Annotated in this window: 18 protein-coding genes and 3 pseudogenes; 14 read left to right on the forward strand and 7 right to left on the reverse strand. The window is 57.8% G+C overall.

Translation table 11 applies throughout. The features are described 5' to 3' along the window. Positions 1 to 23: 23 nt before the first annotated feature. The 5 genes from tssC to GEV39_RS11105 all read right to left on the reverse strand — a co-directional run bounded on the left by tssC (position 24) and on the right by GEV39_RS11105 (position 4,481). Positions 24 to 1,526 carry a type VI secretion system contractile sheath large subunit gene (gene tssC / locus GEV39_RS11085; RefSeq protein WP_060511716.1) on the reverse strand — a complete coding sequence of 501 codons (1,503 nt, stop codon included), beginning with the start codon at positions 1,524 to 1,526 and terminating at the stop codon, positions 24 to 26. A gap of 14 nt (positions 1,527 to 1,540) precedes the next feature. After that, a complete protein-coding gene (tssB, locus tag GEV39_RS11090; protein ID WP_028697264.1) occupies positions 1,541 to 2,080 on the reverse strand; it encodes a type VI secretion system contractile sheath small subunit in 540 nt (179 codons plus the stop codon). A 64-nt stretch (positions 2,081 to 2,144) separates the two neighbouring features. Then, positions 2,145 to 2,894, reverse strand: a complete 750-nt coding sequence (locus GEV39_RS11095; RefSeq protein ID WP_027917412.1) for a hypothetical protein — start codon at positions 2,892 to 2,894, stop codon at positions 2,145 to 2,147. Between the two features lie 438 nt (positions 2,895 to 3,332). Continuing rightward, the gene (locus tag GEV39_RS11100) at positions 3,333 to 3,902 is read right to left on the reverse strand and encodes a hypothetical protein (RefSeq protein WP_173888960.1); all 570 of its coding nucleotides are present in this window, start codon (positions 3,900 to 3,902) and stop codon (positions 3,333 to 3,335) included. A gap of 27 nt (positions 3,903 to 3,929) precedes the next feature. Continuing rightward, on the reverse strand, positions 3,930 to 4,481 hold the full coding sequence (locus GEV39_RS11105; protein WP_173888962.1) for a hypothetical protein: 552 nt from the start codon (positions 4,479 to 4,481) through the stop codon (positions 3,930 to 3,932). Positions 4,482 to 4,749: 268 nt separating this feature from the next. On the opposite strand from GEV39_RS11105, the gene GEV39_RS11110 reads away from it, so the two are divergent. From GEV39_RS11110 to GEV39_RS11140, 7 genes and pseudogenes are all read left to right on the forward strand, one after another. Next, positions 4,750 to 6,237: a DUF6861 domain-containing protein gene (locus GEV39_RS11110; protein ID WP_054904734.1), complete on the forward strand. Its 1,488-nt coding sequence runs from the start codon at positions 4,750 to 4,752 to the stop codon at positions 6,235 to 6,237. Beyond that, positions 6,234 to 7,349, forward strand: coding sequence for an ADP-ribosylarginine hydrolase Tri1 (tri1, locus tag GEV39_RS11115; RefSeq protein WP_173888964.1), 1,116 nt, complete (start codon positions 6,234 to 6,236; stop codon positions 7,347 to 7,349). The genes GEV39_RS11110 and tri1 overlap by 4 nt, the downstream gene beginning before the upstream one ends. A gap of 489 nt (positions 7,350 to 7,838) precedes the next feature. Next, the gene (locus GEV39_RS11120; protein WP_173888966.1) at positions 7,839 to 9,680 is read left to right on the forward strand and encodes a type VI secretion system Vgr family protein; all 1,842 of its coding nucleotides are present in this window, start codon (positions 7,839 to 7,841) and stop codon (positions 9,678 to 9,680) included. Between the two features lie 21 nt (positions 9,681 to 9,701). Continuing rightward, a complete protein-coding gene (locus GEV39_RS11125) occupies positions 9,702 to 10,295 on the forward strand; it encodes a DcrB-related protein (RefSeq protein WP_173888968.1) in 594 nt (197 codons plus the stop codon). Further along, complete coding sequence (locus tag GEV39_RS11130; protein ID WP_173888969.1) at positions 10,292 to 11,524, forward strand: PAAR domain-containing protein; 1,233 nt, start codon at positions 10,292 to 10,294, stop codon at positions 11,522 to 11,524. Before GEV39_RS11125 ends, GEV39_RS11130 begins: the two co-directional genes overlap by 4 nt. Positions 11,525 to 11,530: 6 nt before the next feature. Then, entirely contained in the window at positions 11,531 to 12,217 is a 687-nt protein-coding gene (locus GEV39_RS11135) for an SMI1/KNR4 family protein (protein WP_218581714.1), read from the forward strand. Between the two features lie 210 nt (positions 12,218 to 12,427). Continuing rightward, positions 12,428 to 12,823: pseudogene (locus GEV39_RS11140) on the forward strand (transposase); the annotation flags it as partial. Here the strand turns inward: GEV39_RS11140 and GEV39_RS11145 are convergent. Together GEV39_RS11145 and GEV39_RS11150 are read right to left on the reverse strand one after the other, a co-directional pair. Then, positions 12,798 to 13,812 (reverse strand): annotated as a pseudogene (locus tag GEV39_RS11145) (polymorphic toxin type 46 domain-containing protein); the annotation flags it as partial. The pseudogenes GEV39_RS11140 and GEV39_RS11145 sit on opposite strands and share 26 nt — an antisense overlap. Before the next feature lie 586 nt (positions 13,813 to 14,398). Next, positions 14,399 to 14,647: a hypothetical protein gene (locus GEV39_RS11150; RefSeq protein ID WP_019751687.1), complete on the reverse strand. Its 249-nt coding sequence runs from the start codon at positions 14,645 to 14,647 to the stop codon at positions 14,399 to 14,401. A gap of 424 nt (positions 14,648 to 15,071) precedes the next feature. Between GEV39_RS11150 and GEV39_RS26055 the strand changes: the two genes are divergently transcribed. The 7 genes and pseudogenes from GEV39_RS26055 to GEV39_RS11185 all read left to right on the forward strand — a co-directional run bounded on the left by GEV39_RS26055 (position 15,072) and on the right by GEV39_RS11185 (position 23,875). Beyond that, positions 15,072 to 15,554 (forward strand): hypothetical protein, encoded by a 483-nt coding sequence (locus GEV39_RS26055; protein WP_249414341.1) that lies wholly within the window; start codon positions 15,072 to 15,074, stop codon positions 15,552 to 15,554. Further along, complete coding sequence (locus GEV39_RS11160; protein ID WP_003248399.1) at positions 15,555 to 16,250, forward strand: MFS transporter; 696 nt, start codon at positions 15,555 to 15,557, stop codon at positions 16,248 to 16,250. It abuts the gene before it with no gap. 25 nt (positions 16,251 to 16,275) lie between these two features. Further along, positions 16,276 to 18,131: pseudogene (locus GEV39_RS11165) on the forward strand (type VI secretion system Vgr family protein). 10 nt (positions 18,132 to 18,141) lie between these two features. Beyond that, positions 18,142 to 18,738 carry a hypothetical protein gene (locus GEV39_RS11170; RefSeq protein WP_173888971.1) on the forward strand — a complete coding sequence of 199 codons (597 nt, stop codon included), beginning with the start codon at positions 18,142 to 18,144 and terminating at the stop codon, positions 18,736 to 18,738. A gap of 34 nt (positions 18,739 to 18,772) precedes the next feature. After that, a complete protein-coding gene (locus GEV39_RS11175) occupies positions 18,773 to 19,240 on the forward strand; it encodes a DcrB-related protein (protein ID WP_054914194.1) in 468 nt (155 codons plus the stop codon). Positions 19,241 to 19,246: 6 nt separating this feature from the next. Next, positions 19,247 to 23,464 carry an RHS repeat-associated core domain-containing protein gene (locus GEV39_RS11180; protein ID WP_249414342.1) on the forward strand — a complete coding sequence of 1,406 codons (4,218 nt, stop codon included), beginning with the start codon at positions 19,247 to 19,249 and terminating at the stop codon, positions 23,462 to 23,464. Continuing rightward, positions 23,465 to 23,875 carry an immunity 22 family protein gene (locus GEV39_RS11185; RefSeq protein ID WP_173888973.1) on the forward strand — a complete coding sequence of 137 codons (411 nt, stop codon included), beginning with the start codon at positions 23,465 to 23,467 and terminating at the stop codon, positions 23,873 to 23,875. Positions 23,876 to 23,962 lie beyond the last annotated feature (87 nt).

Raw genomic sequence — 23,962 nt, forward strand, 5'->3', positions numbered from 1 at the left:
TCATCCCTGTACACAGCGGCTGATCAGCCGCGGGCGCCCTGCGGCAACTCGGCCACCAGGCGCAGCGAAGCGGTCAGTTCGTCCAGCTGGTAGTGCGGGCGCAGGTAGGTCACGGCTTTGTACACACCTGGCTTGCCGGGCACTTCGAAAACCTCGGCGCGGGCTTCGCGCAGCGGGAACTTGGCCTTGGCTTCCTGGCTGGCGGTATCGTCGAGCAGCACGTAGCTGGCCAGCCACTGGTTGAGGAAGCGCTCCACGTCCATGCGCGAGGCGAAGCTGCCGATTTTGTCGCGCATGATCGCCTTCATGTAATGGGCGATGCGCGACGTGGCGAAGATGTACTGCAGCTGTGCCGACAGGCGTGCGTTGGCGTTGGCAATGTCGGTGTTGTACTGCTTCTGCTTCTGCGCCGACTGGGTGCCGAAGAACGCCGCGTAGTCGGTGCCCTTGCAATGCACCAGCGGGATGAAGCCGAGGTCCGACAGCTCTTTTTCGCGGCGGTCGGTGATGGCGATTTCGGTCGGGCACTTGAGGGCGATTTCGCCGTCGTCGGTCTTGAAGGTGTGGGTCGGCAGGCCTTCGACCAGGCCGCCGCCTTCAACGCCGCGGATCGCCACGCACCAGCCGTAGCGGGAGAAGGCATCGGTGACGCGGGTGCCCAGGGCGTAGGCGGCGTTCATCCACAGGTACTTGTTGTGGTCGCGGCCGTCAACGCTCTCGACGAAGTTGAATTCCTCCACTGGCGTGGTATCCGGGCCGTATGGCAGGCGGCCGAGCACGTGGGGCAGGGTGAGGCCGACGTAGCGCGAATCTTCCGAAGCGCGGAACGACTTCCACTTGGCGTATTCGACGGTGTCGAAGATCTTCGCCAGGTCACGCGGGCCGGACATCTCGGTGAACGAGTCCCAGCCGAACAGCTCGGGCGACGCCGCCGAAATGAACGGCGCGTGGGCCGCAGCGGCGACGTGCGAGATTTCTTCGAGCAGGTACATGTCTTCGGGGCTGCGCTTGAACTCGTAGTCGCCGATCAGCATGCCGAACGGGGCGCCACCGAAGGTGCCGTACTCTTCTTCGTAGACCTTCTTGAACAGCGCGCTCTGGTCGAATTCGCTGGCGGCCTTGAGGTCGCGCACCAGGTCTTTCTTCGAGGCGTTGAGCAGGTGGATCTTCAGCGTGGTGCTGGTCTCGGTCTGGTCGACCTGGTACTTCAGACCGCGCCAGGAGGCCTCCAGCTGCTGGAATTCACGGGCGTGCATGATCTCGTTCATCTGCTCGGAGAGCATCGAATCGATTTCGGCGATGCGTGCGTCGAGCACGGCGATCAGGTCCTTGCTCGGGGTCATCTCGCCCTCGAGCACCTGGTTCACCAGTTCGCCGATCAGGTCGCGGGTGCGGTTGCGCTCGGTGTCGGAGCGGGCCACGCGGCTTTGCGAGATGATGCTGTCGAGCAGCGATGGCTGCGGTGCGAAGTTTTCCACTTCGACCAGGTCGCCGGCCTGTTGCGGTGCGGTTTGCTTGTCGGTCATGTTCGGGCTCCTGCTCAGGCGCGATCGTCGCTGGACGGGTCTTTCACTTCGGCTTCACGGCCGAATTCCTTGCCCAGGGTCTTGAGCTTTTCGGTGTTCTGCAGCACGTCCATCAGCAGCTCTTCGAGCTTGTCGTTGCCGCCCATCTTGTTGCGCAGATCGGCCAGCTTGTTACGCACTTCCAGCAGCTTGCGCAGCGGCTCGACCTGCTTGACCACGTTCTGTGGCTCGAAGTCTTCGAGGCTGTTGAAGTTCAGCTCGACGCCGAGCTGGGTGCCGTTCTTGGCCAGGGTGTTGTCGACGCGGTAGGTCAGGCGCGGCTTGATGCCCTTGAGCACGCCGTTGAAGTTGTCGCGGTCGATGAACACGAACTTGCGGTCCTTGAGCTTGGGCAGCGGCTCCAGCGGGTTGCCGGAGAAATCGCCCAGCACGCCAACGACAAAGGGCAGCTCCTTTTTCTCGATGGCATCACCGATGTCCACGTCGTAGGTGATATGGACCCGAGGCGCGCGAACGCGGTCGAGTTTGTGCTGGGTGCTTTCCTTCTTCGCCATCGTGTTCTCCAGTGCGAGCAATTCGCTGCGAATCATTGCGCGGCCCGCCAGCGGGCCCTGCGCGTTACAGTCCTTCGATCGTCAGCAGCAGGCGCTGACGGATGTCGTCGTTCATTTCCAGGATGTTGTCGCGCCCCACCAGCTCTTCGAAGCTGGTGTTGCCGGCAATTTGCGTGCTGCTACGGATAACCGAATCGTCGGGAAGTTCCGAGCGTACCGGCGAACTGATGACGCAGAACGGCAGGTCGCCAAAGCCCTTCAGGCGCTCGAAGCTCAGCCCGTAGCGCAAGCCTTCGAACAGCCGGCCAAGGCCAGGCGACTTGCTCAGGCAGTAGAACAGCACCAGGTAGTGCACCACGAAGCGGTACAGTTCGGCGCTGCTGCGGTTGGGGTCTTTGATGACGTTGCGAAACTGCGCCAGGTCGAACGCGTGGAAGCCCACCACCCAGCGCGTCGGGCTGGTGATGCGGATGACCTGGCCGCTCTGTTCGAGGACCTTGTCGTATTCCAGCGGGAACAGTTCGGGGGTGGTGCTGATCAGGTTCAGCGGCACTTCCAGCTCGCTGACCAGCTGGAACGGCGCGGCCGAGCCGATGCGCTCGTAGAGTTCGATCAACGACTGGAAATGGCCCTGGGTTTCGCGCCCGCTGCTGCGCTGGGCGCCTTGCAGGTATTCGCCAAACAGGGTTTGCGGACGGATCAGCGGTGCCACGGTGGCAAGGTAATCCGCCGCCTGCGCCTTCAGCGCATCGGAGATCGCCCGCGTCTGGCTACGCAGCTTGATCAGTGCTTCGACATCAAAAGTCTGTGTCATCGGTACATCGTCCATGAGCCTGCTTGATCGTCCTGAAACGCCAATGGCGAGGACCTGAAAATCGCGCCTCTCGGCTGCGGCAATTTGAGTGCTGGCACATGAATATCGTGTTGCCAGCAATGCCGAGTAGGGCACCCCGCTGCGGAAGAAGTTCCGGCGAGGGGCGCGATTTTTTCCCTGTTTTGCGATGCCGCGCAATGATAGCGCCATGCCATTGACGGTGGGTTTCGAGTGCGGGAAATGGGGGTTTTACCCCTAAAGTCAGGGGGCTGAAGTGCTAAGAGAACGGTAAAAATTGCCGTAAAAAGTTTTTTTCAAAAAGTGAAGCGGGTCTCATTTTTTTGCGTCATGCCATTGGCATTCGACTTCCGTCGCGGCGCGTTTCAATGATGGCAATGCGACGGAATATGGCGTGCCGAAGCGGTTTCGTGAGGGTTGTCAGAGCGGCTTTGCGCCCACCATGCGACCCTCGATTGCCCACTCCCGTAACCACCCGAGCAAGGCGTGTAATTCATCAGTGGCCTCGACCGACAGCGTGCCGTTTTCGTACAGGACGGCAACGCTGAGCGTGCCCATCCCGCAGGGCATTGCGAACACGCTCAAGCGAACCTGTTCGGGGTCGCTGTGCAGCCGTGAGTGGTAGCCCAGGAGCGTGTTGGCCCAGCTTGAGTAACCGCCATCGCGCAGCAGCAAGGTTGCTGCACGCGCCAGTACCGCGGAGATTTCCGTCAGATCCCAAGTGCACGGCTCAGCTGTGCCGCGCTGGGTGCCAGGTTGCATCATCAGGGCATGGTCCAGTTCGCGGCGGCGGCATCGAACGACCATGGGCAGCGCTGCTGATGGATCCTGTAGCCAGGCCGTGTACCGGGCCTGGTCGATGCGGTAATACTCTTCGTAATCGACCAGGGCGTTGCTGACCGGGATCGACAGGTAGAACTGCCATGAAGCCAGTTCTATCCCAAGCGAAAAACGGTGCGCTTGGCTGGTGTAGGTGTCATTGAATTTCATGCTGGGTTGCGCCTTCGAGACATGCATCTAGCGGCCATCCACCTGAATGCAGATGTCCTTCCTGCCGATCGTTTTGCATGGCCAGTGGTCGTTGATGTAGAAGTCCGGCTTGAAGCACACGCGCTCATCGTTCACCCAGAACATTTGCCAGCCAGAACCTGAAATGCGCAGCTTGGGGCACGACCAGTAGCCTTGCGCCGAAAGCGTGGCGATCGTCAGTGCGATCATTGCCGGGGCGACGATAACCATCAGCAGGACTGTCAGTTGTAGTGAGCGCGTCTGGAATCGATATAGCCAGGATTTTCCAGGTGGGTCGAATTTGCGACCGGTCCATGCGGCGATCGTGCAGGCGACGATCAGGCAGGGTGTCAGGGGAATGAAGCCAATCATGAAAAAGCCTTTGAGCGACGTTTCCACGACGGGCGCATTTCGGTAAAGGCGGCCATAGAGTGGCACGATATCCACCCATAGGATGTAGGCTGCAAATGTGCCCATGGCTAACATGAACAGGCACAGGCCTATGGCCGTGAACCTGAAAAGGACCGGGGACCTGACGTGCAGTTCGGGATGGTTTTTCATGCATGCCTCAGCATTCCGTGCTGGGCGACAGGGTGCCTGTTTTCGTGAGGGAGGGGCAATGGCATCAAAGCGGTGCTGACTATTTGCCATCATTGCCGCCGTGCGATTCCCTGAGGAAAATGCTGCCGCCGGGAAATTTATTTCACGAACGGTGGTCACACATCTGCGTAGCGGCCATGCGCTATCAGTTGCTCCACTGGCGGCCTCCACCGTGCTTGCCGAGGTACAAGGCAGGCGCGCCAATTTTCAACGGACTGTGATGTAGAAAATGGACCTTTTAGCCAACGTCCCCAGCTGGAGTGACATCGAGCGCAACCTCGACCAGAAGTTCAGCGCGGCGAACCAGAGCATCCGCCACGGGTTGCAGAGCGCCCACGACAGTTGGGACGGCTTTAGTCGACGCGTCAGCGATGGCGCCAGCCAGGCCTATGGCTACATGGGGGGCCACCGCATCGACAACGTGCAGCAGGCGCTGGCGATGTCGTATCCGATCTTCCAGGAAGACCTCAAGCGCAAGTGGGCCTCCATCGGTATCGAACAGATCCTGCCAGTGCTGCTGCAACTGGTGAAGGAAGTGTCGATGATTCTCGGTGGCAGCATCGCCGTGGGCTCTGCCGCAGGCGGCGCGATCGGCGCCTTGGCCTTTGGTTTTGGCGCAGCTCCGGGTGCGGTGGCGGGGGCGGGCATCGGCCTGGAAGTCGGCAACCTGATCCTCCTGGCGTTGGGGCTTTCGGCCATTGCCGAGTATTTCATCAAGGGTTTGCCGGCTTGCCTGAGTACGCTCCAGGAAGGCATCGCCACCGCCTGGAATGCCGAAGAAGGTGTCAAGCCCGCCGGGCTGGACCCGACCGGAGGCTCGGCGGCGGTGATCCAGGAGCGCACCGAGCGTGCCGCCCGGCAACTGGCTCGCGGCCAGGAGCAACTGGTGCTGCTACTGCTGGTGGGCATCGTCACCTACCTGCTGCGTGGGCAGATGAAAGCCGGCATCATGGGCAGCATGGAGAATATCGCCAGCCGCAGTGCCAAGCTGCAGGCCGATATCGCCAACAAGCAGTTTGGCGCCTGGCTGGCCAAGAACGAAGCCAAGCTGCTGGCCCATCCAGACCTGCAGGTCAAAGACCCGACGCCCCTCAAGAAACCTGAGCTGCCAGAGCCGGTTCGTCGCCCTGAACCAGCACCTGCAGCCAAACCCGTGGCTAAGCCGCCGGTCATGTCCTTGCGCGATGCCGTGGGCAATCAGACCGCAGACCGCTGGATATCAACGGGCAGGCGTATTGCCGACTTCACCGACCCCAAACGCTCTGCATTGCTGACCGACGACCAGATCGGCGCGCTGCATGGTTACACCACTAACGAGGGCTATCAGTGGATCAACCCGGCACTGCGCGGGCAAACCCCGTTCAGCCCGCAGATGGAGGCTTTCGTCGCGCATGCGAACGACGGTCTGGCCAAACTGCCGTCCTACGCTTTAGGTGACACCTTCCGCGGCACCACATTGCCGTCCGATGTCCTGTCGAGGATGCAGGTCGGCCTGCCAACCAGTGATGCGGCGTTCATGAGCACATCTGCAGACTCGGCCCTTGCTTTCAACGGCAATGTGAAGATGACGGTGCAGGGCATCACTGGCAGAGATATCAGCTTTCTCTCGGGCCACAGGGAAGCTGAGGTATTGTTTGCGCCTGGCACGCGCTTCGATGTTGTCGACAGGGTCGACAATGGCGCCTTTACCCAATTCATTCTCAAAGAAATCCCATGATCGATCTAAGAAGCTCGAACGCATTGCTGGCCGATTACGTGCAGCGTTATGCGCACCTGTCACCGGAACCCTCCCGGCCGTTGCAACAGCGGATGGACTACACCTTGCAGCCGGATGCGCCGGCGGCGCCCGCAGTCAAACCCCAATGGCTGCAGTCCAGGGCCTGCACCTTGACGCCAGAGCAGGCGCTGGACCGTGCCAAAGGCGCGCTGCTAGGGCTGGCCATTGGCGATGCGGTCGGCACCACGCTCGAGTTCCTGCCGCGTGACCGGGAACAGGTGAGCGACATGGTCGGCGGTGGCCCCTTCAAGCTCACTACGGGCGAGTGGACCGATGACACCAGCATGGCGCTGTGCCTGGCAGATACCTATGTGAGCCAGGGCAAGTTCGATTACGCCACCTATGCGAATGCTCTCGTGCGCTGGTACCGCAAGGGTGAAAACAGTGCCAATGGCCGTTGCTTTGATATTGGCAATGCCACGCGCAACGCGCTCGAAGGCTGGCTGCGCGAAGGCATCACCTGGCAAGGCAACTACGACCCGTCCAGTGCAGGCAATGGATCGATCATCCGCCTCGCACCTACGGCGATCTATCGCCGGCATTCGTTGTCCGCGAGCTGGTGGGAAAGCGTCACCCAGAGCAGCGTGACGCACAACGCCGACGAGGCAGTGAACAGCTGCCAGTTGTTGGCCGCTCAACTGCATCTGGCACTCAATGGCGCCGATAAGGAAGAAACCCTGGCACCTGCCGTGCGTTCGTTGCGCCCCCGCCCGATGATCATCAACGCTGGCGAATACAAGCAAAAGTCCCGCGACCAGATTCGCTCTTCCGGTTATGTGATCGACACCCTGGAAGCTGCGCTGTGGGCAGTTTGGAACACCGACAACTTCAAGGACGCGATTCTGCTGGCTGCCAACCTTGCCGATGATGCCGACAGCGTCGCGGCCACTGCCGGCCAACTGGCGGGGGCGCTGTACGGCGTCTCTGGCATGCCCCCGGAGTGGGTGGCGAAGGTTGCCTGGTCGGAACATATCCAGGCGCTGGCAGGGAAGTTGTTCGAGCTGGCACCGCAAGTGGATGAACTGGATGCGTTGCTTTACGGCCAGCGTTGAAGGTACGGGGAGCAAATGTGAACTGCGCCACGAATCGATACATTTTTTTGTGGCGGTTGCGATGGCTGCAACAGTTGCGGAGCACGATTGACAGAGCGCTTGGCGCTGGCCCCGCTGAGAACCGCGCAAAGCCGCGCACGCGGGAGCTTCACGCGACACAGCAGGTGTGCAGGTGATGGAGCAAATTGCCTGAATGATGGCTATATGGCATTGCCTTGATTGCATGTGAGCCACGGTTTTCGCGGCTTGCAGCAAGTTGACAGGGTAGCTTTTGACGGTGTTTTCTTTGGGCCTTTCTGGCCGCTGACCCGCCCGAATGTGACCAGTGTCACGTTCATGGCAACGCGACAAGGCACTTTTTCGGGTGCTTGCGGTCGCATGAACCCGCGGGACGCGCACGCGCGAAGCGTGCGCCTCGTACCCCGCATGAACAGAGTTGTCGCTGAGCATCGCAAGCGCGTGCTGGCCGTGTTTTCAAGGAGATTTCGCATGATCATGGACCTGGCCTCCGCGCTGCTGTCGCCGCAGAACCGCCGCCTGTTCAAGTTCCACAACCTCGCCAACCCCGAGCAGGAACTGCTGCTGGAAACCTTCAAGGGCGTCGAGGCTTTGTCGCGGGCATTCAACTACGAACTGCTGCTGGTCTGCGAAGATTCTGGCGTGCCGCTGAAGTCGATGATGGGCCAGCACGTCAGCATCGAGATCGAGCTTGCCGAAGGCGGCCCGCGCTATATCACCGGTTACCTCACGCGCTTTGCCAGCATCGGCAGCGACGGTGGCATGGCGCGCTACACCGCCACCCTCAACCCGTGGTTCTCGATGCTCAAGAACCGCTTCGACACGCGGATCTTCCAGGGCAACACCGTCGAGGAAGTGGTCACCGAAGTGTTCGCCCTGTGCCCGGCGTTCTCCCGTCACGAGTTCCGCCTGACCCGGCCGCAGAAGCGCTACACCTACATCACCCAGTACCGCGAGACCGACTTCAACTTCGTCCAGCGCCTGCTGGAGGAAGAGGGGATGTTCTACTACTTCGAGCACACTGCCGAAGGCCACACGATGATCATCTGCGATGACTCCAGCACGCTGGTGGACATTCCCGAGCAACCGCAGATCCGCTTCCACAGCGCCTCAGTCACTGAGACCGCCGACTCCATCACCCAGTGGAGCGGCAACCGCCAGCTGCAGTCCGGCAAGATGGCCACGCAGACCTTCGACTACCGCCAGCCCAGCAATCGCCTGCCGGTGGCGATGAACAGCGTGAACAAGCAAGGCGACGTGGAAACCTTCGAAATCTACGACTTTCCAGGCCAGTACACCCACGGCACCTACGACGAAGGCGAAACCCTGCTGCGCCTGCGAATAGAGGCGCTGGAGCTGCGCGGCAAAAAGTTTGAAGGCGCCAGCAACTGCCGGGCCATGAAGCCGGGCTACACCTTCGAACTGCTGCAGCACTACATCCACGACCAAGGGCCAGTAGAAGACCGCCAGTTCCTGCTGATGAGCGTGGAAAGCGAAGGCCACAACAACTACCTTACCGGCCAGCAGGCCAGCTACTTCAACACCTTCAGTTGTGTGCGCAAGAAGATCCCGTTCCGCCCGCAGCTGAGCACGCCCAAGCCGACCATTGCCGGCCCGCAGACTGCGATTATCGTCGGCCCGCCGGGGGAGGAGATCTTCACCGACGAACTGGGCCGGGTGAAGATCCAGTTCCACTGGGACCGCAACGGCAAGTACAACGACCACAGTTCGTGCTGGGTGCGGGTCGCCCAATCCGGCGCCAGCGGCGGCTTCGGCAGCATCCAGATCCCACGCGTCGGCGACGAAGTGGTGGTGGTGTTCCTCGACGGCAACCCGGACCGCCCGCTGATCATGGGCAGCCTGTACAACAGCACCAACACCCCGCCTTGGGCGCTGCCGGCGAACAAGACCCAGAGTGGGTTCCTGACCCGGTCGATGAAGGGCAAAGGGTCGAATGCCAACTTCTTCCGCTTCGAAGACAAGGCTGGTGCTGAGCAGATCATCATGCACGCCGAGCGCAATCTGGATACTGAGGTTGAGGCAGATGACAGTCTCAAGGTGGGCGGGAATCGAACGATCAATGTCGAAGGCAAACATTCCGAAACGATCAAGCTGGAAACCAGTATTGCGGTGGAGGAGGGTTCGTATTTTGTGACGGTTGATCAAGGGGCAGTGAAAATTAAGGCTGCAACTTCCATCACGTTGGAGGTCGGAAGCAGCAAGCTGGAAATGAAATCGGATGGCACGATCACGCTATCAGGCATCTCCGTGGACGTTGCAGGCAGCAAAATAATCAATTTGAACAAGTCTTGATAAGCGACAAGGACAAGTCCCATGCGTAGAAATATCTACGACAGATTATCTGAACGGCGCGAACGCGAAGAGCCCCTTGAGCGTGAGCGTCTAGAAGAAGAGGTTCGCAATGCAGAGCCCCCTCAACCAGAGCGTTTTCTTACAAATGAATTGAGTTTCATTCGTCCAGAAAATTTAAAAGACAAGACGTTTCACGTCTTTACGCTGACGGACATTGGACCTAGCCCGTTCTCGTTCGTCGTGGGGCGTTCGTCAGTGGAGCCGGATGCGGACTTGGAGACGCTTGCGCAACAACTGCTTGGTGAGTTGAAAAAGACGTTATCCCATGTTCAGTGGATCGAGCCGGTTGCCCCGGTAGAGGTAGCTGGATTGGAGGCCCGACGTGTCGAGTTTCGTTGGCGACAACAAGGCCAACCTGTTCATCAAGTACAGCTGATTTTTCTGCATCAGGATGAGTACATGCGGCCTTTGCTCATGCAAATTACCGGCACGAGCAACAGTCCCAAAGGCATGACGGCGGAGGAGCGTAGTGCTTTCGATTCGTTGGTTGAAAGTCTTCAACTGCGCTATCTGCCCGCGAACGAGGGGGATGCTGAACAGGCCGAATCAGCATGACGGCGGCTGCTGCGAGATTAGATGATCCAATTGAGCACTCCAGCGCTTTAGGTGGATTGCTTGCTGGCTTAGCAATTGGAGCAGGCGCGGTACTCATAGGTATTGCCGTTATCGGGACCGGCGGGCTTGGGGCTGTAGCGCTAGCCGCGATGGTTGGCGCGGGAGCAGCTACCGGCGCTGGAATCGGTCAACTGATTGGTAGCCTATCTTTCGCTTGTAGTGAAACAGGACGCATACGATCAGGCTCAAGTAACGTTTATATAAATGGTAAGCCTGCTGCGAGGGCTCATCTGGATAATGCCGAGTGTTCGGATCATCCAGGGGGGGCTAAGACATTAGCCCAGGGTAGTGACTCGGTTTATATCAATGGTCAGCCTGCGGCTCGAGTCGGTGACCGGACAGTTTGTGATGCAAAAATAAGTGCTGGCTCCCCTAATGTGTGTGTGGGAGGGGGGACAGCGACGACTGATGCAATTGACCCGGAAGTTCCTATTTGGCTTGAGCGTTCGGTGATGGCGTTGGGGCTGGCTAGTGCTTTTGTACTGGCAAGTCCAGTGTTGGTGATGGCAGGGTTGGCAGGTGGTATTGCTGGCGGAATGGCTGGGCATTGGGCTGGCGGCGAGCTTTTTGGTGAAGGTTCTGATGGTCAGAAACTGCTGGCATTTGGTGGTGCTCTACTGGGGGGCGGTATTGGTGCTAAAGGTGGTAAAGCTTTCGATGCGCGATATGAGTTTAAGTCTCAGGGATTTGGCTCGAACCTTGGTAACGTCAAGCTGATAAAAAAACCGGTTCTCCCTCCGAAATCTGATAAAATTTCACCAGAGCTATATGGTGAGCTAAGGAGTAAGACTCCCAGTGCTGCAATTAGAAAGGCTGTGAATCAAGATGTTACTCTTCCCATGAAAGACCCCGCGCTTCCCGGGCTTGAGGTTACGAAGCCTCTCCATGCGGATCACATTGTGCCCATGAAGAAAATTACAGAAATGGATGGCTTCTCCCGATTGGCTTTCGAGGATCAGGTAAAGGTGCTAAACTACGAGCCGAACTTCCAAGGGTTGAGTGAAGTAGCAAATACTTCAAAAGGAGCAAAATCTTTCGCTGAGTGGGAGCTGTATAAGAAAGGTGGTATTCCTGTTGATCCGGCGTTTCGTTCTGCCATGATAGAAAAGGCCGCTAAATTGGAGCCGGAATTACAGCAATATATCAATGGTTTGCTTTTGGGGTATTGAGGTGGTATGAATATGACTTGGTCTGATTCTTTAAAGCTGCGTATTATAAGCGAGCTGAAGGGTTATGATGTGTATTTTTCAGCTGACGATATTCCTCTTGAAGTAGACTTACCCAAGCAGTGGCTTGGTTTTGGTTTTCTAAATAGTGAAAAAAAACATGTTCCTGCGGAGTGGGCTGATTTTTCTGAGTTTTTGCCTTGGGTAAGCGATTGGCTCGACAAATGTGTGTTAGGAACTGTCTTGGCAGTGAGTGATAGGCCGTATCTCATGTATGTATATGGCGAGAGTGGTGATTTGTATTTCTATATGGGGGGGGCTCCGCTAGGCGTTGAAGGGTCAGATCTCGATAGTTATCCCAGCCTTCCTGCGAGCTTCAGGCAGTTTTATTCAAAATTGCATAATGGGTTTGGGTTTTATATTGGTTGTACTATGGGGCCATCTAGAGTGGAAGATTTTGTTCCAATCAAGGATTTGTGCGACGAAGATTATCCGACGCTTCCTGATATGTTAGGGGTATTTTCTAGTGGGGCTGGTGATTATTTGGCTTTGGGTGATGGCCCATTCAAAGGCGAAGCTTTTATCTGGTGGCATGAAAAGCCAGACAGTCCCACTCATGGAGTCGATTTGTGGAGTGTGATGGACTCATGGATGTCAATTTTTTTGGAGAACTCAGATTCTAACGAGTATTGTTAGGTTTGGTTTTTTGCGAGAAAATTGAATACAGGCAGTGCCTGCCGTAAGCAGGCGCGTCCAAGGGAATTGGCTTTGTGCGAAACTCTCAGGCCTGGTGATGATTCGAAGAGTATCTCCCGGCTAGGGATTCTCCGATCAAGTCAGCACACGCCATCTGACCTGTGCTGAAATAGCCCTCCGTCCAACCGCCCTCTACAAGCCCGCCATCCCATGAGTCAGATGAGCTTTTCCGATTTCGAGTACGCCGGTAAGCGCAAGCAAACCCGTCGCGAGCGTTTCCTGGCCGAGATGGAGCAGGTGGTTCCGTGGAGCGGGTTGGTAACGTTGATCGAGCCTCACTACCCAAGGGCTGGCGGTGGCCGCAAGCCGTATCCACTGGAAACCATGCTGCGCATTCACCTGCTGCAGAACTGGTTCTCGTTGCGCGATCCAGCCACGGAAGAGGCGCTGTACGAGATTACTTCGATGCGCCAGTTTGCTCGTCTGACGCTCAGCGCTCCGATCCCCGAAGACACAACGATCATGAATTTCCGGCACCTGCTGGAGAAGCATCGGTTGGCGGCGGGCATTCTGGAAACCATCAACAATTACCTGCGAGACAAGGGGTATCCAGTACCGGTGCCGAGGTACTCCTCAGCAGCGTGACCTTCTCAGTGCTCTGATAGACGTTCACGATCTTGGGCACGATGGTTTCCGTTTTGTAGATCTGGCCAAGCGGGTTGATCCCCAGTTGCCCTGGCACCACGTCAGGGGTAGGAGAGTACCACATGCCTTGCCGGCCGCCGGGCACCTGGAATTGCCAAAGTGTCTTGCCCCGGTTGATTGTTTCCGTGAAGACTGGTTGAGTGAAGTCCAAGCCGTTCATGTAGCCTTCGTAGTCGGCAGGCTTATAGCCCTGTGACTTGCAGAAGTTTACAGCAGTTTCCTGGTTGCCTCGTATGTTGATGTCCTGTGCCAAGTTACCCGTTCGAGCGAACTTCTTGTTCAGGTACTCCCTACGGGAAACTTCCGTTAAGCCTGGCTTATCCGGTGCCTGAGCAATGGGTGGTCGATCGGGTAGTGGTCGCAATGGCTCCGGTTGCGCTTGTGCACGAGAGATCGGTGTGGCCTCTTTGGGCTGCAACTCCGGCTGCGCCAACAGTTTCTGCTCATTCTTCGCCAACCAGGCTGCCAGCTGCTTGTTGGAGATCTCGGCCTGCAGCCGAGCGCTCCGGGCGGCAATGCTTTCCATGCTGCTCATGACGCCGGCCTTCATCTGGCCCCGAGTAAGCTAGGTGACGATGGCTGTCAGTAACAGCAACACCCACTGCTCCTGCCCGCGAGCAAGCTGGCGTGCAGCACGCTCGACACGCTCCTGGGCCTGCGCCGCGGAACCGCCGCTCGGGTCCAGGCCAGCGGGCTTGAGGCCATCCTCGGCGAACCAGGCCGTGGTCATGCCTTGCTGAAGGGTCGACAGGCAGGCCCTGATAAAAATACTCGGCGATGGCGGACAGCCCCAGGCCCATGAGGATCAGGTTGCCGACCTGCAGGCCAATGCCGGCGCCGGCCAGCGCGCCCGGCGCCGCGCCGACGCCAAAGGCGAACGCCCCGGCCACCACACTGATCGCCCTGTGGAACCTGAGGATGGCTCGAAAACAGCTGATGGGTATGGGTGAACTGCGCGCTTAAAAGAGAAATCTGGGCGAAAAGCCTCTGAAAACATGACGCATTGAGCGCTTTTTCGATAGATAGCCTGCGTGACGGGGAAATATCAACTCACCGTCTCCGCGCGGCAAGTTGACGGAGCATCCCAAGGTGACACGAGATGGAAGAGCTGACTTACGACAGCTATTGATGGCCTGATTCGAGGAATGTTTCAAGGCTCGCGGATTTATTAACTCAGTTGTTTTCTGTGTAGCTGTCAGGGGTGAGGCTGAAGCCCGGATGGCTTACGCAAGTCAGCGGGGTGGGGGCGGCGAGCAGCCTGAATTTGATGGAGATTGGAGTGAAATGGCTCATTTGAGCGCTTCCAATTGTTTGATGATTTCTGTATTTGTCATGACTTCCTACAAGTAGCGACGTGGGTGTGGGTATTAGAATTACTGGCGCCCGTCAACCTGGATGCAGGCATTTTTATCACTCATGCGCTTGCAAGGCCAGCCGTCACGGGTATAGGAATCAGACTTGAAACAATACCGCTCATCATTGATCCAGCACACCTGCCAGGCAGATCCTGAAGTCAACAGCTTCTGGCAGGGTGTGTACCCCTTCGCCCACAAGCCCAGCGTCACAAGTATCCCAAGCGTAGGCGCTATGTAGAACATTGACCACAGTGTCCTGTGAACGTTCTTGGTAATGCTGGTGTATGGGCAAAAGATGGCGCAATGCCATCTCATTCATAACGGCTAATGCGAAGGATGAGCGATATTCATAGTTGACAGAGTTGCGCATTCCAGTGTTTCCTGCGCCCTCTACACTCGGCCGGCAAATCCATTTGTGATCTGGTTGGCATATTCAGGTGTTGTTGGGAACTTTGCTTGCCTGCATAGGTCGCAGCGCCTGAGACGTGGGCCGATACTGCGCAGGTCGCGCAAGCAGGATTTTTGACAAGGCGTGAACAGAATCGTGAACAGAATCTATCCCTGTACCGCAGCCGACCCCATGGGCCTCGGCGGGCAAGACGGCCTTCTCGGGCAGGGTGACCTGCCATGGCCAAGTGTTGTAGCAGCCAGAACCTACGCCAAGATGGATGTAGGCGGCCTTTATTCGGCTGATGACATGAGTGCCGCCGAGTTTCTTGTTGCTGAACTACAGTCGTCCGAAACGCAGTTGAGTGCTGACGAAGCCGAAGGGCAGTGTATCTGCCGCCAGGGCCATGAAAGGGCGCCTGAAACTGGTGCGCATGGGCGGAAACCCCTACTTCGAAATACCCGCCAATAGCCAGGCAAGTTTGTACAGGCTGCCCGGTCGGGGCAGTAACCTGCATGTGGCTGCTTTCAATACCGCCAAGGCGATGCGTGCAACTGCCCATATTGACTCGGCCGGGTACAGCAGCCGTGGCGTAGGCAAAGTACTGACGGGTGCCAAATTAGGCGGCGCATTGGCGTTCGGCCCCCAGGCTTACCTAGATGCGACGGAGGCAAAAAGCGTCTCGGAGTTCTTCCAGAAGTCAGCTTACACCCAGCCGACCAATGCATTGGCCTTTGGTGTCGGTGTATTGGTCGGCGGGCTAACAGGGCCGGCTATAGTCGTGATTGCCTTGTCTTTGGGTGCGGGTTTGGCAGTTCAGTTTGTCATGAGTGATGATTTTTCGGGGCTGGGCACTACCCTGGGTAATTTCTTGACGGGGAAGGATTAAATGTTTACCACAGAACGTTTTTTTAAAAAAATCTGGTCGGTGTGGCTGCTGGTCGTGATATTGGCCCTGATGATGACCGGAGTGGCGCCGCCATTCATGGCGGTGCCGGCGATCCTGATCATTATCGTTATGACGCTGTGGTGCATCAATTGTGCTTACCGCAGTGAGCACTTTGTAAGTTTCGCGAATTTGCGCATGTTCTTCAATATGTCAGTTGCACCAATGTTCGCATCGCTGCTGACACTGGGTGTTACCTACAAAAAAATGAAGTTGGGAGCGGCGACTTCTTTGATGTTAGGGCTCGCACCCGTCGTGCTGGTGTTGTTGACCTATGCAATGGCTTATTACTGGCGCAGTAAAAGTGATATTCTCCACTTTAAAGGGCAGCGCGTGGAATCCATCGAGCCGCCCCAGAAAGTTCAGTGGTGGCAGGCGGGTTTGGCGGCGGGCTTGAGCAGCGTGATCTATCCGCTGATGAAAAGCCATGACGTGCCGGCCACCGGGTTGATCTACTTCTTTGCGCTAATGTCCGTGTTCATGGTGTTTTACAATCGTGACAAGATCAGTGCACTCAGAGAGCTGAAAGTGCGCGAAGCGAAGGAAAACCGTCAATACACATTCATGGATATTGAAACTATTCAGAGCATGCGTGCTGCCTCGTGGTTGGGCAGGCTTTTCGCCGTACGGGCGCGCTGATGTTCACCGTTACAGGGAGTAAATTATGCTAACTGACGTTCTTTCCATGCTCGCGCCGCAAAACAGGCGATTGTTCAAGCTGAATATCCTGACACAAACAGCCAACGATGAGTTTTTGCTGGAGCACTTTTCCGGCACTGAAGAGCTTTCCAAACTCTATGAATTCGATCTGGCCTTGCTCAGCCAACAGAGCGATGTAAAGCTCAAGTCACTGATTGGCAGCCAGGCCACGATAGAAATCGAGTTATCCAACGGCTCTTTCCGCTACATTAACGGCTATGTTCAGCGGTTTAGCACCCAAGGCAGCGACGGCGGCTATGTGCGTTATGCAGCCGTGCTAGGGCCGTGGCTGTGGATGCTGACTTGCCGCTTCGATACACGCATTTTTCAAGAAAAATCGGTCCAGGCTGTTGTCAGTGAAGTGTTCGCCGGATTTGGCACGCTGGCCAAGTACGAATTTCGTGTAAGCAAGTCGCTCAAATCGCACAGCTACATTACCCAGTACCGCGAGAGCGATTTCAACTTTGTGCAGCGCTTGCTTGAGAGCGAAGGGCTTTTCTACTACTTCGAGCACACGGCCGACTCCCACCTGATGGTCATCACCGATGACTCCAGCACCTTGTTGCCGCTGCCCGAACAGCCGCAGATTCGCTACCACTCCGCGTCGGTTACCGAAACCGCTGATTCCATTACTCAGTGGCAGTCAACGCGGCAGCTGCAATCCGGTCAAATTGCCGTTCGCACGTTCGACTATCGCCAACCGCGCAACTTCCTACCTGTGACCATGCAAAGCTTGAATCAACAGGGCGATGTGGACAGGTTCGAGATTTATGATTTCCCGGGCCAGTACACCCATGGCAGCTACGAAGATGGCGAAGCCATCGTACGAACCGTATCGAAGCGCTCGAGTTGATGGGCAAGACCTTCTACGGCGAGAGCAATTGCCGGGCCATGAAGCCGGGTTACACTTTTGAGTTGATCCAGCATTATCTGCACGACACCGGTGACGCCGAGAACCGTAAGTTTTTGTTGCTGAGCGTGGAGCATCGCGGCAGCAACAACTACATGACTGGCGACCAGGCCGGTTACGTCAACCGATTCGTGTGCGTGCGTAAAAAAATCGCATACCGCCCGCAGTTAAACACCCGCAAGCCTTTGATCAACGGCCCGCAGACCGCCATCGTTGTCGGCCCCCCAGGCGAGGAAATCTTCACCGACGAACTGGGCCGGGTAAAGCTTCAGTTTCACTGGGATCGCCAGGGGCAGTTCAACGATCACAGCTCCTGCTGGGTACGTGTCGCCCAGTCCGGTGCCAGCGGTGGCTTCGGCAGCATCCAGATCCCACGCGTAGGCGACGAGGTGGTGGTGGTGTTCCTTGACGGCAACCCGGACCGGCCGCTGATCATGGGCAGCCTGTACAACAGCACCAACACTCCGCCATGGTCGCTGCCGGCGAACAAGACCCAAAGTGGTTTCCTGACGCGGTCGATGAAGGGTGACGGCGGTACCGCCAACTTCTTCCGCTTCGAGGACAAGGCCGGCGCCGAGCAGATCATCATGCATGCCGAGCGCAACATGGATACCGAGATCGAGCTGGATGAGACCCATGATGTGGGGAACAACCGGACAATTACGGTTGGCGGTACGCACACCGAAACGGTCAAGAAAGACACCGTGGTGCAAGTGACTGAAGGCTCCTACACCCTGCAGGTCGACAACCAGTTCATACAGGTGGCTGCCAAGCAGCACATCATCCTCCAGGTGGGTGACAGCAGCATCACGTTGACCCCGGAAGGCATCGAGATCAAAGGCAAGGTCATCGTGACCACCAGTACCGACACCACCCAGATTACCGGCGCCGCAGTGCGGATCAACGACTGAGGCAAGGTTCATGTACAAGCCTTCGATCTACGACCGTATTTCCGCCAGGCGCGCAGCGCAAGAGGAGACCGTGCGGCTGGCCAGTGAACCTGCTCATGTGCCCGAGCTTTTGCCGGAACCGGAAGCCGAACCGGAACCGGAACCGGTGCCAGCCGTGTTGCAGGATGTAGCCAGCGCTTTCACCTTTGCAGGTTTCGCCTTGCAGTTTCCGCTCGGCTTTCGTTTTCGCGACATCCAGACCACCCTCGAACATGAAGGCGAGCCGGTCAGCCTCAGCATCCGCCGCCGTGATGCACTCGCCAGGCAGCCGCTGGAGCAACTGTTCCAGAGCGCAGTCGAGGCTTTGCGTGAATTGAACCCGCAACTGCGCGTGATTCGCCAACGTGACTGCCTCCTGGCTGGGAGCCCGGCCAAGGTCGTGGACTTTCACTTCAATGCCGGCCACGAGCCTCGGCACGGTCGCCTGGTCGGCGCACTGGTGCCCATCGCCGGCAGCGATTCTTTGCAATGGCTGGATATCTCCAGCGTGATCGACCCCAGCAAGCCCGGCCTGAGCCAGTGGTTGGCAGAGTTCGACCGCATGCTCGATGGCTTCGCGCAGGGCTGACCTCGATTTTTTCGCTATCAGGAATTTTCATCACATGGATTACGAGTTACAGGAAGGCGGCATTGCGCTGCCGGCAGGTTTCGAGGACCGCACGGTCAACATGTTTGTCCTGGGTGCCAGTGTCCCAGCACCCTTGAGCATCACCATCTCGCGTGACACCCTGCTGCCGGACGAAGCGCTGCAGGCCTATGTCGATCGCCAGGTCAAGCTGCTCACCTCCAAGCTGCGCGGCTACACCCGCATGGGTAACAAGGCTGTCACGCTCTCGGTTACCGCACCCATTCCCGGTATCCAGATCGACGCCTATTACATGAACCAGGGCCGTCCGCTGTACCAGCGCCAGGCCGCCTTCATCATCAGCCCTGGGCGTGCCCTGATCTTCTCCACCACTGCACAGGCTGATTTCAGTGCCCAGCAGAACCAGGACTGGGACAACCTGCTGGCCAGCTTCACCCCGCGTGCGCCGTCCGAAACCAGCGCCGAGTCCGGCGAACAGGAGTAACCCCTCATGTTCGAAGCGGCCAGGTTTGGCGACGAGATATCGCACACCAGCGCGCTTGGGGGCTTCCTGATCGGGGCTGCCCTTGGGATTGCGCTGGTGGCCACGGTGGCCATCGCCACGTTCACCTGCGGGTTCGGTGTGGCCTTGCTGGCCGGCCTCGCAGCCGGCATCGGGGGCAGCTTGCTGACCGCCGCCGGAGAGGCGATAGGCAGTATGTTCTCGTCCCCCTCAGGGACGATAACCACTGCCTCACCCAACGTGTTCATCAATAGCCGCAAGGCCGCCCGCGTCGAAAAAAGCATCGGTGCCTGCGACAAGCACCCGGGGCCGGTGCAGATTGCCGAAGGCTCGACCAACGTCTTCATCAACAGCGTCGCCGCCGCGCGCAAGGGCGACAAGCTGACCTGTGGCGCCACCATTTCCGGTGGTTCGGACAACGTCATCATTGGCGGCGGCACCTACCGTTACCTGCCCGTTGACGATGAGGTCCCGGAGTGGCTGCGTACCACCGTGGATGTGCTGATGGCCATCGCCGGTGCCGCAGGCGGTATCGCCCAGCTGATCAAGGCGGGTACCCAGGCCGGCATGAAAGCCATCATGCCTTGCGCTCTGAAGTTCACGGCCGGCTTCGTCGCCGGCGAGGTGGCCAGCCGCTATGTGGTCGAGCCCGTGGCGCGCAGAGCCATCGGTGGCCTGGTCGGCAACCCGGTCGACCTCACTACCGGGCGCAAGCTGATCCCCGATGAAATCGACTTCAGCCTGCCGGGCCTGATGCCAATCGAGTGGTCGCGCTTCTACGCCAGCGACCTGACGGTCGACAGCGTACTCGGCCGCGGCTGGGTGCTGCCCTGGGAGCAGAGCCTGCGCCGCCAGGGGGCATTCATCTACCTCACCGACAACCAGGGCCGCGAAGTCCCGTTCGTGACCCTGCAACCGGGGCAGCGCATCTACAACCCGCACGAGCAGGTGTACCTGGTGTGCACCGAGGGCGGCCACTACATCCTGCAGACCCTCGACAACCTGTTCTTCTACTTCGGTGAAGTGCCAGACACCAACACCGAAGTGCCGCTGCAGCGTATCGAGAACGTCCTCGGCCACTTCCTGCACTTCACCCGCACGCCTGACGGCACCCTCACCGACATCAGCGCCACCGGCGGCACGCGCGTGCACCTGCACTACGACCACCCGCTGGGCCGCCTGACCGACATCAAGCGTGTGGTGAACAACGAAGCGGTGGAAACGCTTACACAGTACCGCTACGACGAACACGGCCAGCTGAGCGCGGTGATCAACCGCAACGGCGACACCGTTCGCAACTTCAGCTACGCCGACGGCCTGATGGTGACCCACAGCAACGCGCTGGGGCTGGGCTGCCACTACCGTTGGCAAACCCTGGGCGACAAGCCACGTGTGGTCGAACACTGGACTAGCGACGGCGAGCACTACCACTTCCGCTACGACCTCGATAGCCGCACCAGCTGGGCCACCGACGTGCTCGGCCGCGAGCTGGAAGTGCAGTACAACGCGGACCACCGCGTGGTCGCCAGCCGTGATTATGGCGGCGAACGTTACGTCATCGAGCTGGACGAGCACGGCAACATGGTCGGCCTGGGCCTGCCAGACGGCAACCGGCTCGCCTTCAAGTACGATGAATACGCCCGCCTGCTGGAAGAAACCGATCCACTGGGGCGCAAGATCCAGTACGAGTACCACCACCTGACCACGCTGGTGACCAAAGTCAGCTACCCGGATGGCAGCACCTGGCAGGCGCGCTACGACGACAAGGGCAACCTGCTCGCCGAAATCGATGCCCTCGGCCAGATGACCGAGTACCTGAACAGCGATGACGGCCTGCCGCACACCATCATCGACGCGACCTACAAGTCCAAGTACCTGTGGTGGAACACCCTGGCCCAAGTCGAGCGTTATCAGGACTGCTCGGGCAAGAGCACCTGGTACCGCTATGACGAGCGCCAGCACCTGGTCGCGGTAACGGACGCGCTCAATCAGACCACCACGCTGGAACGCAAGCCCGATGGCGAAGTGCAGCGCATCAGCCACCCGGACGGCACCACCGAAACCTTCACCTACAACGTCTACGGCCAGGTACTCAGCCACACCGACGGCAAGGGCCAGACCACCCGCCTGATGCGCACGGCCCGTGGTCTGCCGAGCAGCCGTCAGGATGCCAAGGGCCAGCGGGTTCGCTACGAGTACGACAAGGCCATTCGCCTGACCGCGCTGGTCAACGAAAACAACGCCACGTACAGCTTTGGCTACGACGCTTCGGACCGGCTGAGCGAAGAAGTGCGGGTAGATAACCTGACCCGACGTTTCAGCTACAACGTCGGTGGCCATCTCACACGACTGGATGAGATTGGCTATGGCGAGAATGCCGAACGGCCAGAGCGCCATACGCTGTTCGAGCGTGATGCCATTGGTCGCCTGATCGCCAAACTGAATAGCGACGCACAACAGCGATTCACCTATGACGACGGTGACCGCTTGCTGAGCATTGAGCGGCAACCAACCGGGATCGGCAAGCAGCTTGGGATCACGGAAGAAAAGCTTGAGTACGCCTACGATCTGCTAGGCCGGCTAACGAAAGAAATCACCCCCGATGGGACGCTAGCCTACGAGTACGACCCGCTCAGTAACCTGACCACGCTGACCCTTCCGGATGGCCGCAAGGTGAATCACCTGTACTACGGCAGCGGTCACCTGCACCAGTTGAACCTGGACGGCCAGGTGATCAGCGACATGGAGCGCGATGACCTGCACCGCGAGGTGTACCGCACCCAGGGCAAGCTCACCAGTTGCTTCGGTTATGACGCCATGGGGCGCAAGGCCTGGCAGTTTGCCTCGACCTTGCCGGCTGACAAGCTGTCGCAGGTGCACAACGCCGGCATCAATACGTCGTTGCTGGTCGAGCACGCCTACAACCCGATCCACCGCCGTTACCAGTACGACCCGGCCGGTGAACTGGTGCGTACCCTCGACAAGCTACGCGGTGAGATCAAGTACGAATACGAAGCCAACGGCCAGTTGCGCAGTCGTGATACTGGCTCCTTGATCGGCAGCGAGGAATTCCGCTACGACCCGGCAGCCAACCGCCTGGACTTCAATGCGCGGCAGTTCGACAAGGTCAAGGACAACCGGATCAAACAGTGGCGGGATCAGGAGTACCGCTACGACCCATGGGGCAACCTGATCGAGAAGCGCTCGGGGCACAGCAAGCTGCAGCACTTCAGCTATGACTGCGAGAACCGGCTGGTGCGGGCGGAGACGTTGGTCAATGGCAAGCTGGCAAGCCGAGGCGAGTACCGTTACGACAGCCTTGGGCGGCGGGTGGCCAAGCGGGCTGAAATCAACGGCGAGGTCGAACAGAAGCGCTTCCTGTGGCAAGGCTTGCGGATGCTGCGGGAGGAAACGCCTGGGCAGAACATCCTGTACCTGTACGAGCCGGGGAGCTATGCGCCGTTGGCGCGGGTTGACCAGGCGGAAGGGGAAGGGCAGAAGCTCTACTATTTCCATACAGACCAAATTGGCACGCCGCTGGAGCTGACGGATAGCGACGGCAAGGTCGTTTGGCAGGCGACATATCGTTCTTGGGGCGAGATAGAGCAGCTAACCATCAATGGAGTAGAGCAGAACATACGATTCCAAGGTCAGTATTTTGATTGCGAATCGAGCCTAAATTACAATACCTTTAGGTTTTACGACCCAGGAACTGGGCGATTTATCACCCAGGATCCAATTGGTGTCAGAGGCGGTGCTAATTTATATGTCTATGTGCTGGCGCCGACTATGTGGGTTGACCCTTTGGGTTGGGTGCCTTGGGAAAAAAATGGTTTTGATAGCTGGTTCAATAGCGCCTCGGTTCAAGATATTGTTGATAACAAAAAATCTGTAGAAGCTGCTCTTCGGAGCCCGGGAGGTAAGCATGAAATGTTTCCTGTCTCTATAGCGGCGAAGGCAAAAGAACTTGGCTTTACCGCTCAGGAACTTAAAGAAATGACGGTACCCACTAAAGATATTACTTTTGTGGGTGTAACAGACAAACATGGTAATCCTGTGCCGGACGGTCCGCACCATGGTAGTAGAGCGGGAAGGCTGTTCCATAATAATTTAATTAAAGATTTGAGTGGCGCGCAAAGTAAAGCTCAAGCGCTTAGTGTGATCGATTCACATCACGGCAAACACATGAAACTAGGAGCATGCTAAATGGATTCTTATGATATTGAACGGTATGAAAAAGTTCATGTTTGGATAGGTACAAATTTCTCTTCGGAGGATGACTATCTGCAGTATTTTGAGTTGGACTATTCTGTGGATTTGGATGATCCAGCATACAAGGTTTGTGGATTTTGCAGAGATATTGGCGTGAGATGGTACGACGAGGATTTCATAGGGATTATACCAAGGAAAGCGGAGGAGGTGAGTCTAGATGAAATCTTGATTGAGTCTGCGGTTGATTCTAGTTGTATAGAAGATTTAAAGGCGGAGTGTTTCAGGCTTGGTATTACAAAGGCTAATGCAATTTTTTGGTATTCCGATGGTGGTACGGATATTTCCAAGCCTCTAAAGGCGAATTATAATGGCTTGAAGTATGTGGGGTTATATGAGGGTGAATGATAAGCTCGGCATAGGTCTCGGAAAGCTCGCGGATGGCGTTCTGTGTCAGCTTTTTTAATGATCGGATCTAATTTCGGATGTGCGGTC

The sequence above is a fragment of the Pseudomonas sp. NY5710 genome (assembly GCF_013305665.1).
Classification (GTDB): domain Bacteria; phylum Pseudomonadota; class Gammaproteobacteria; order Pseudomonadales; family Pseudomonadaceae; genus Aquipseudomonas; species Aquipseudomonas juntendi.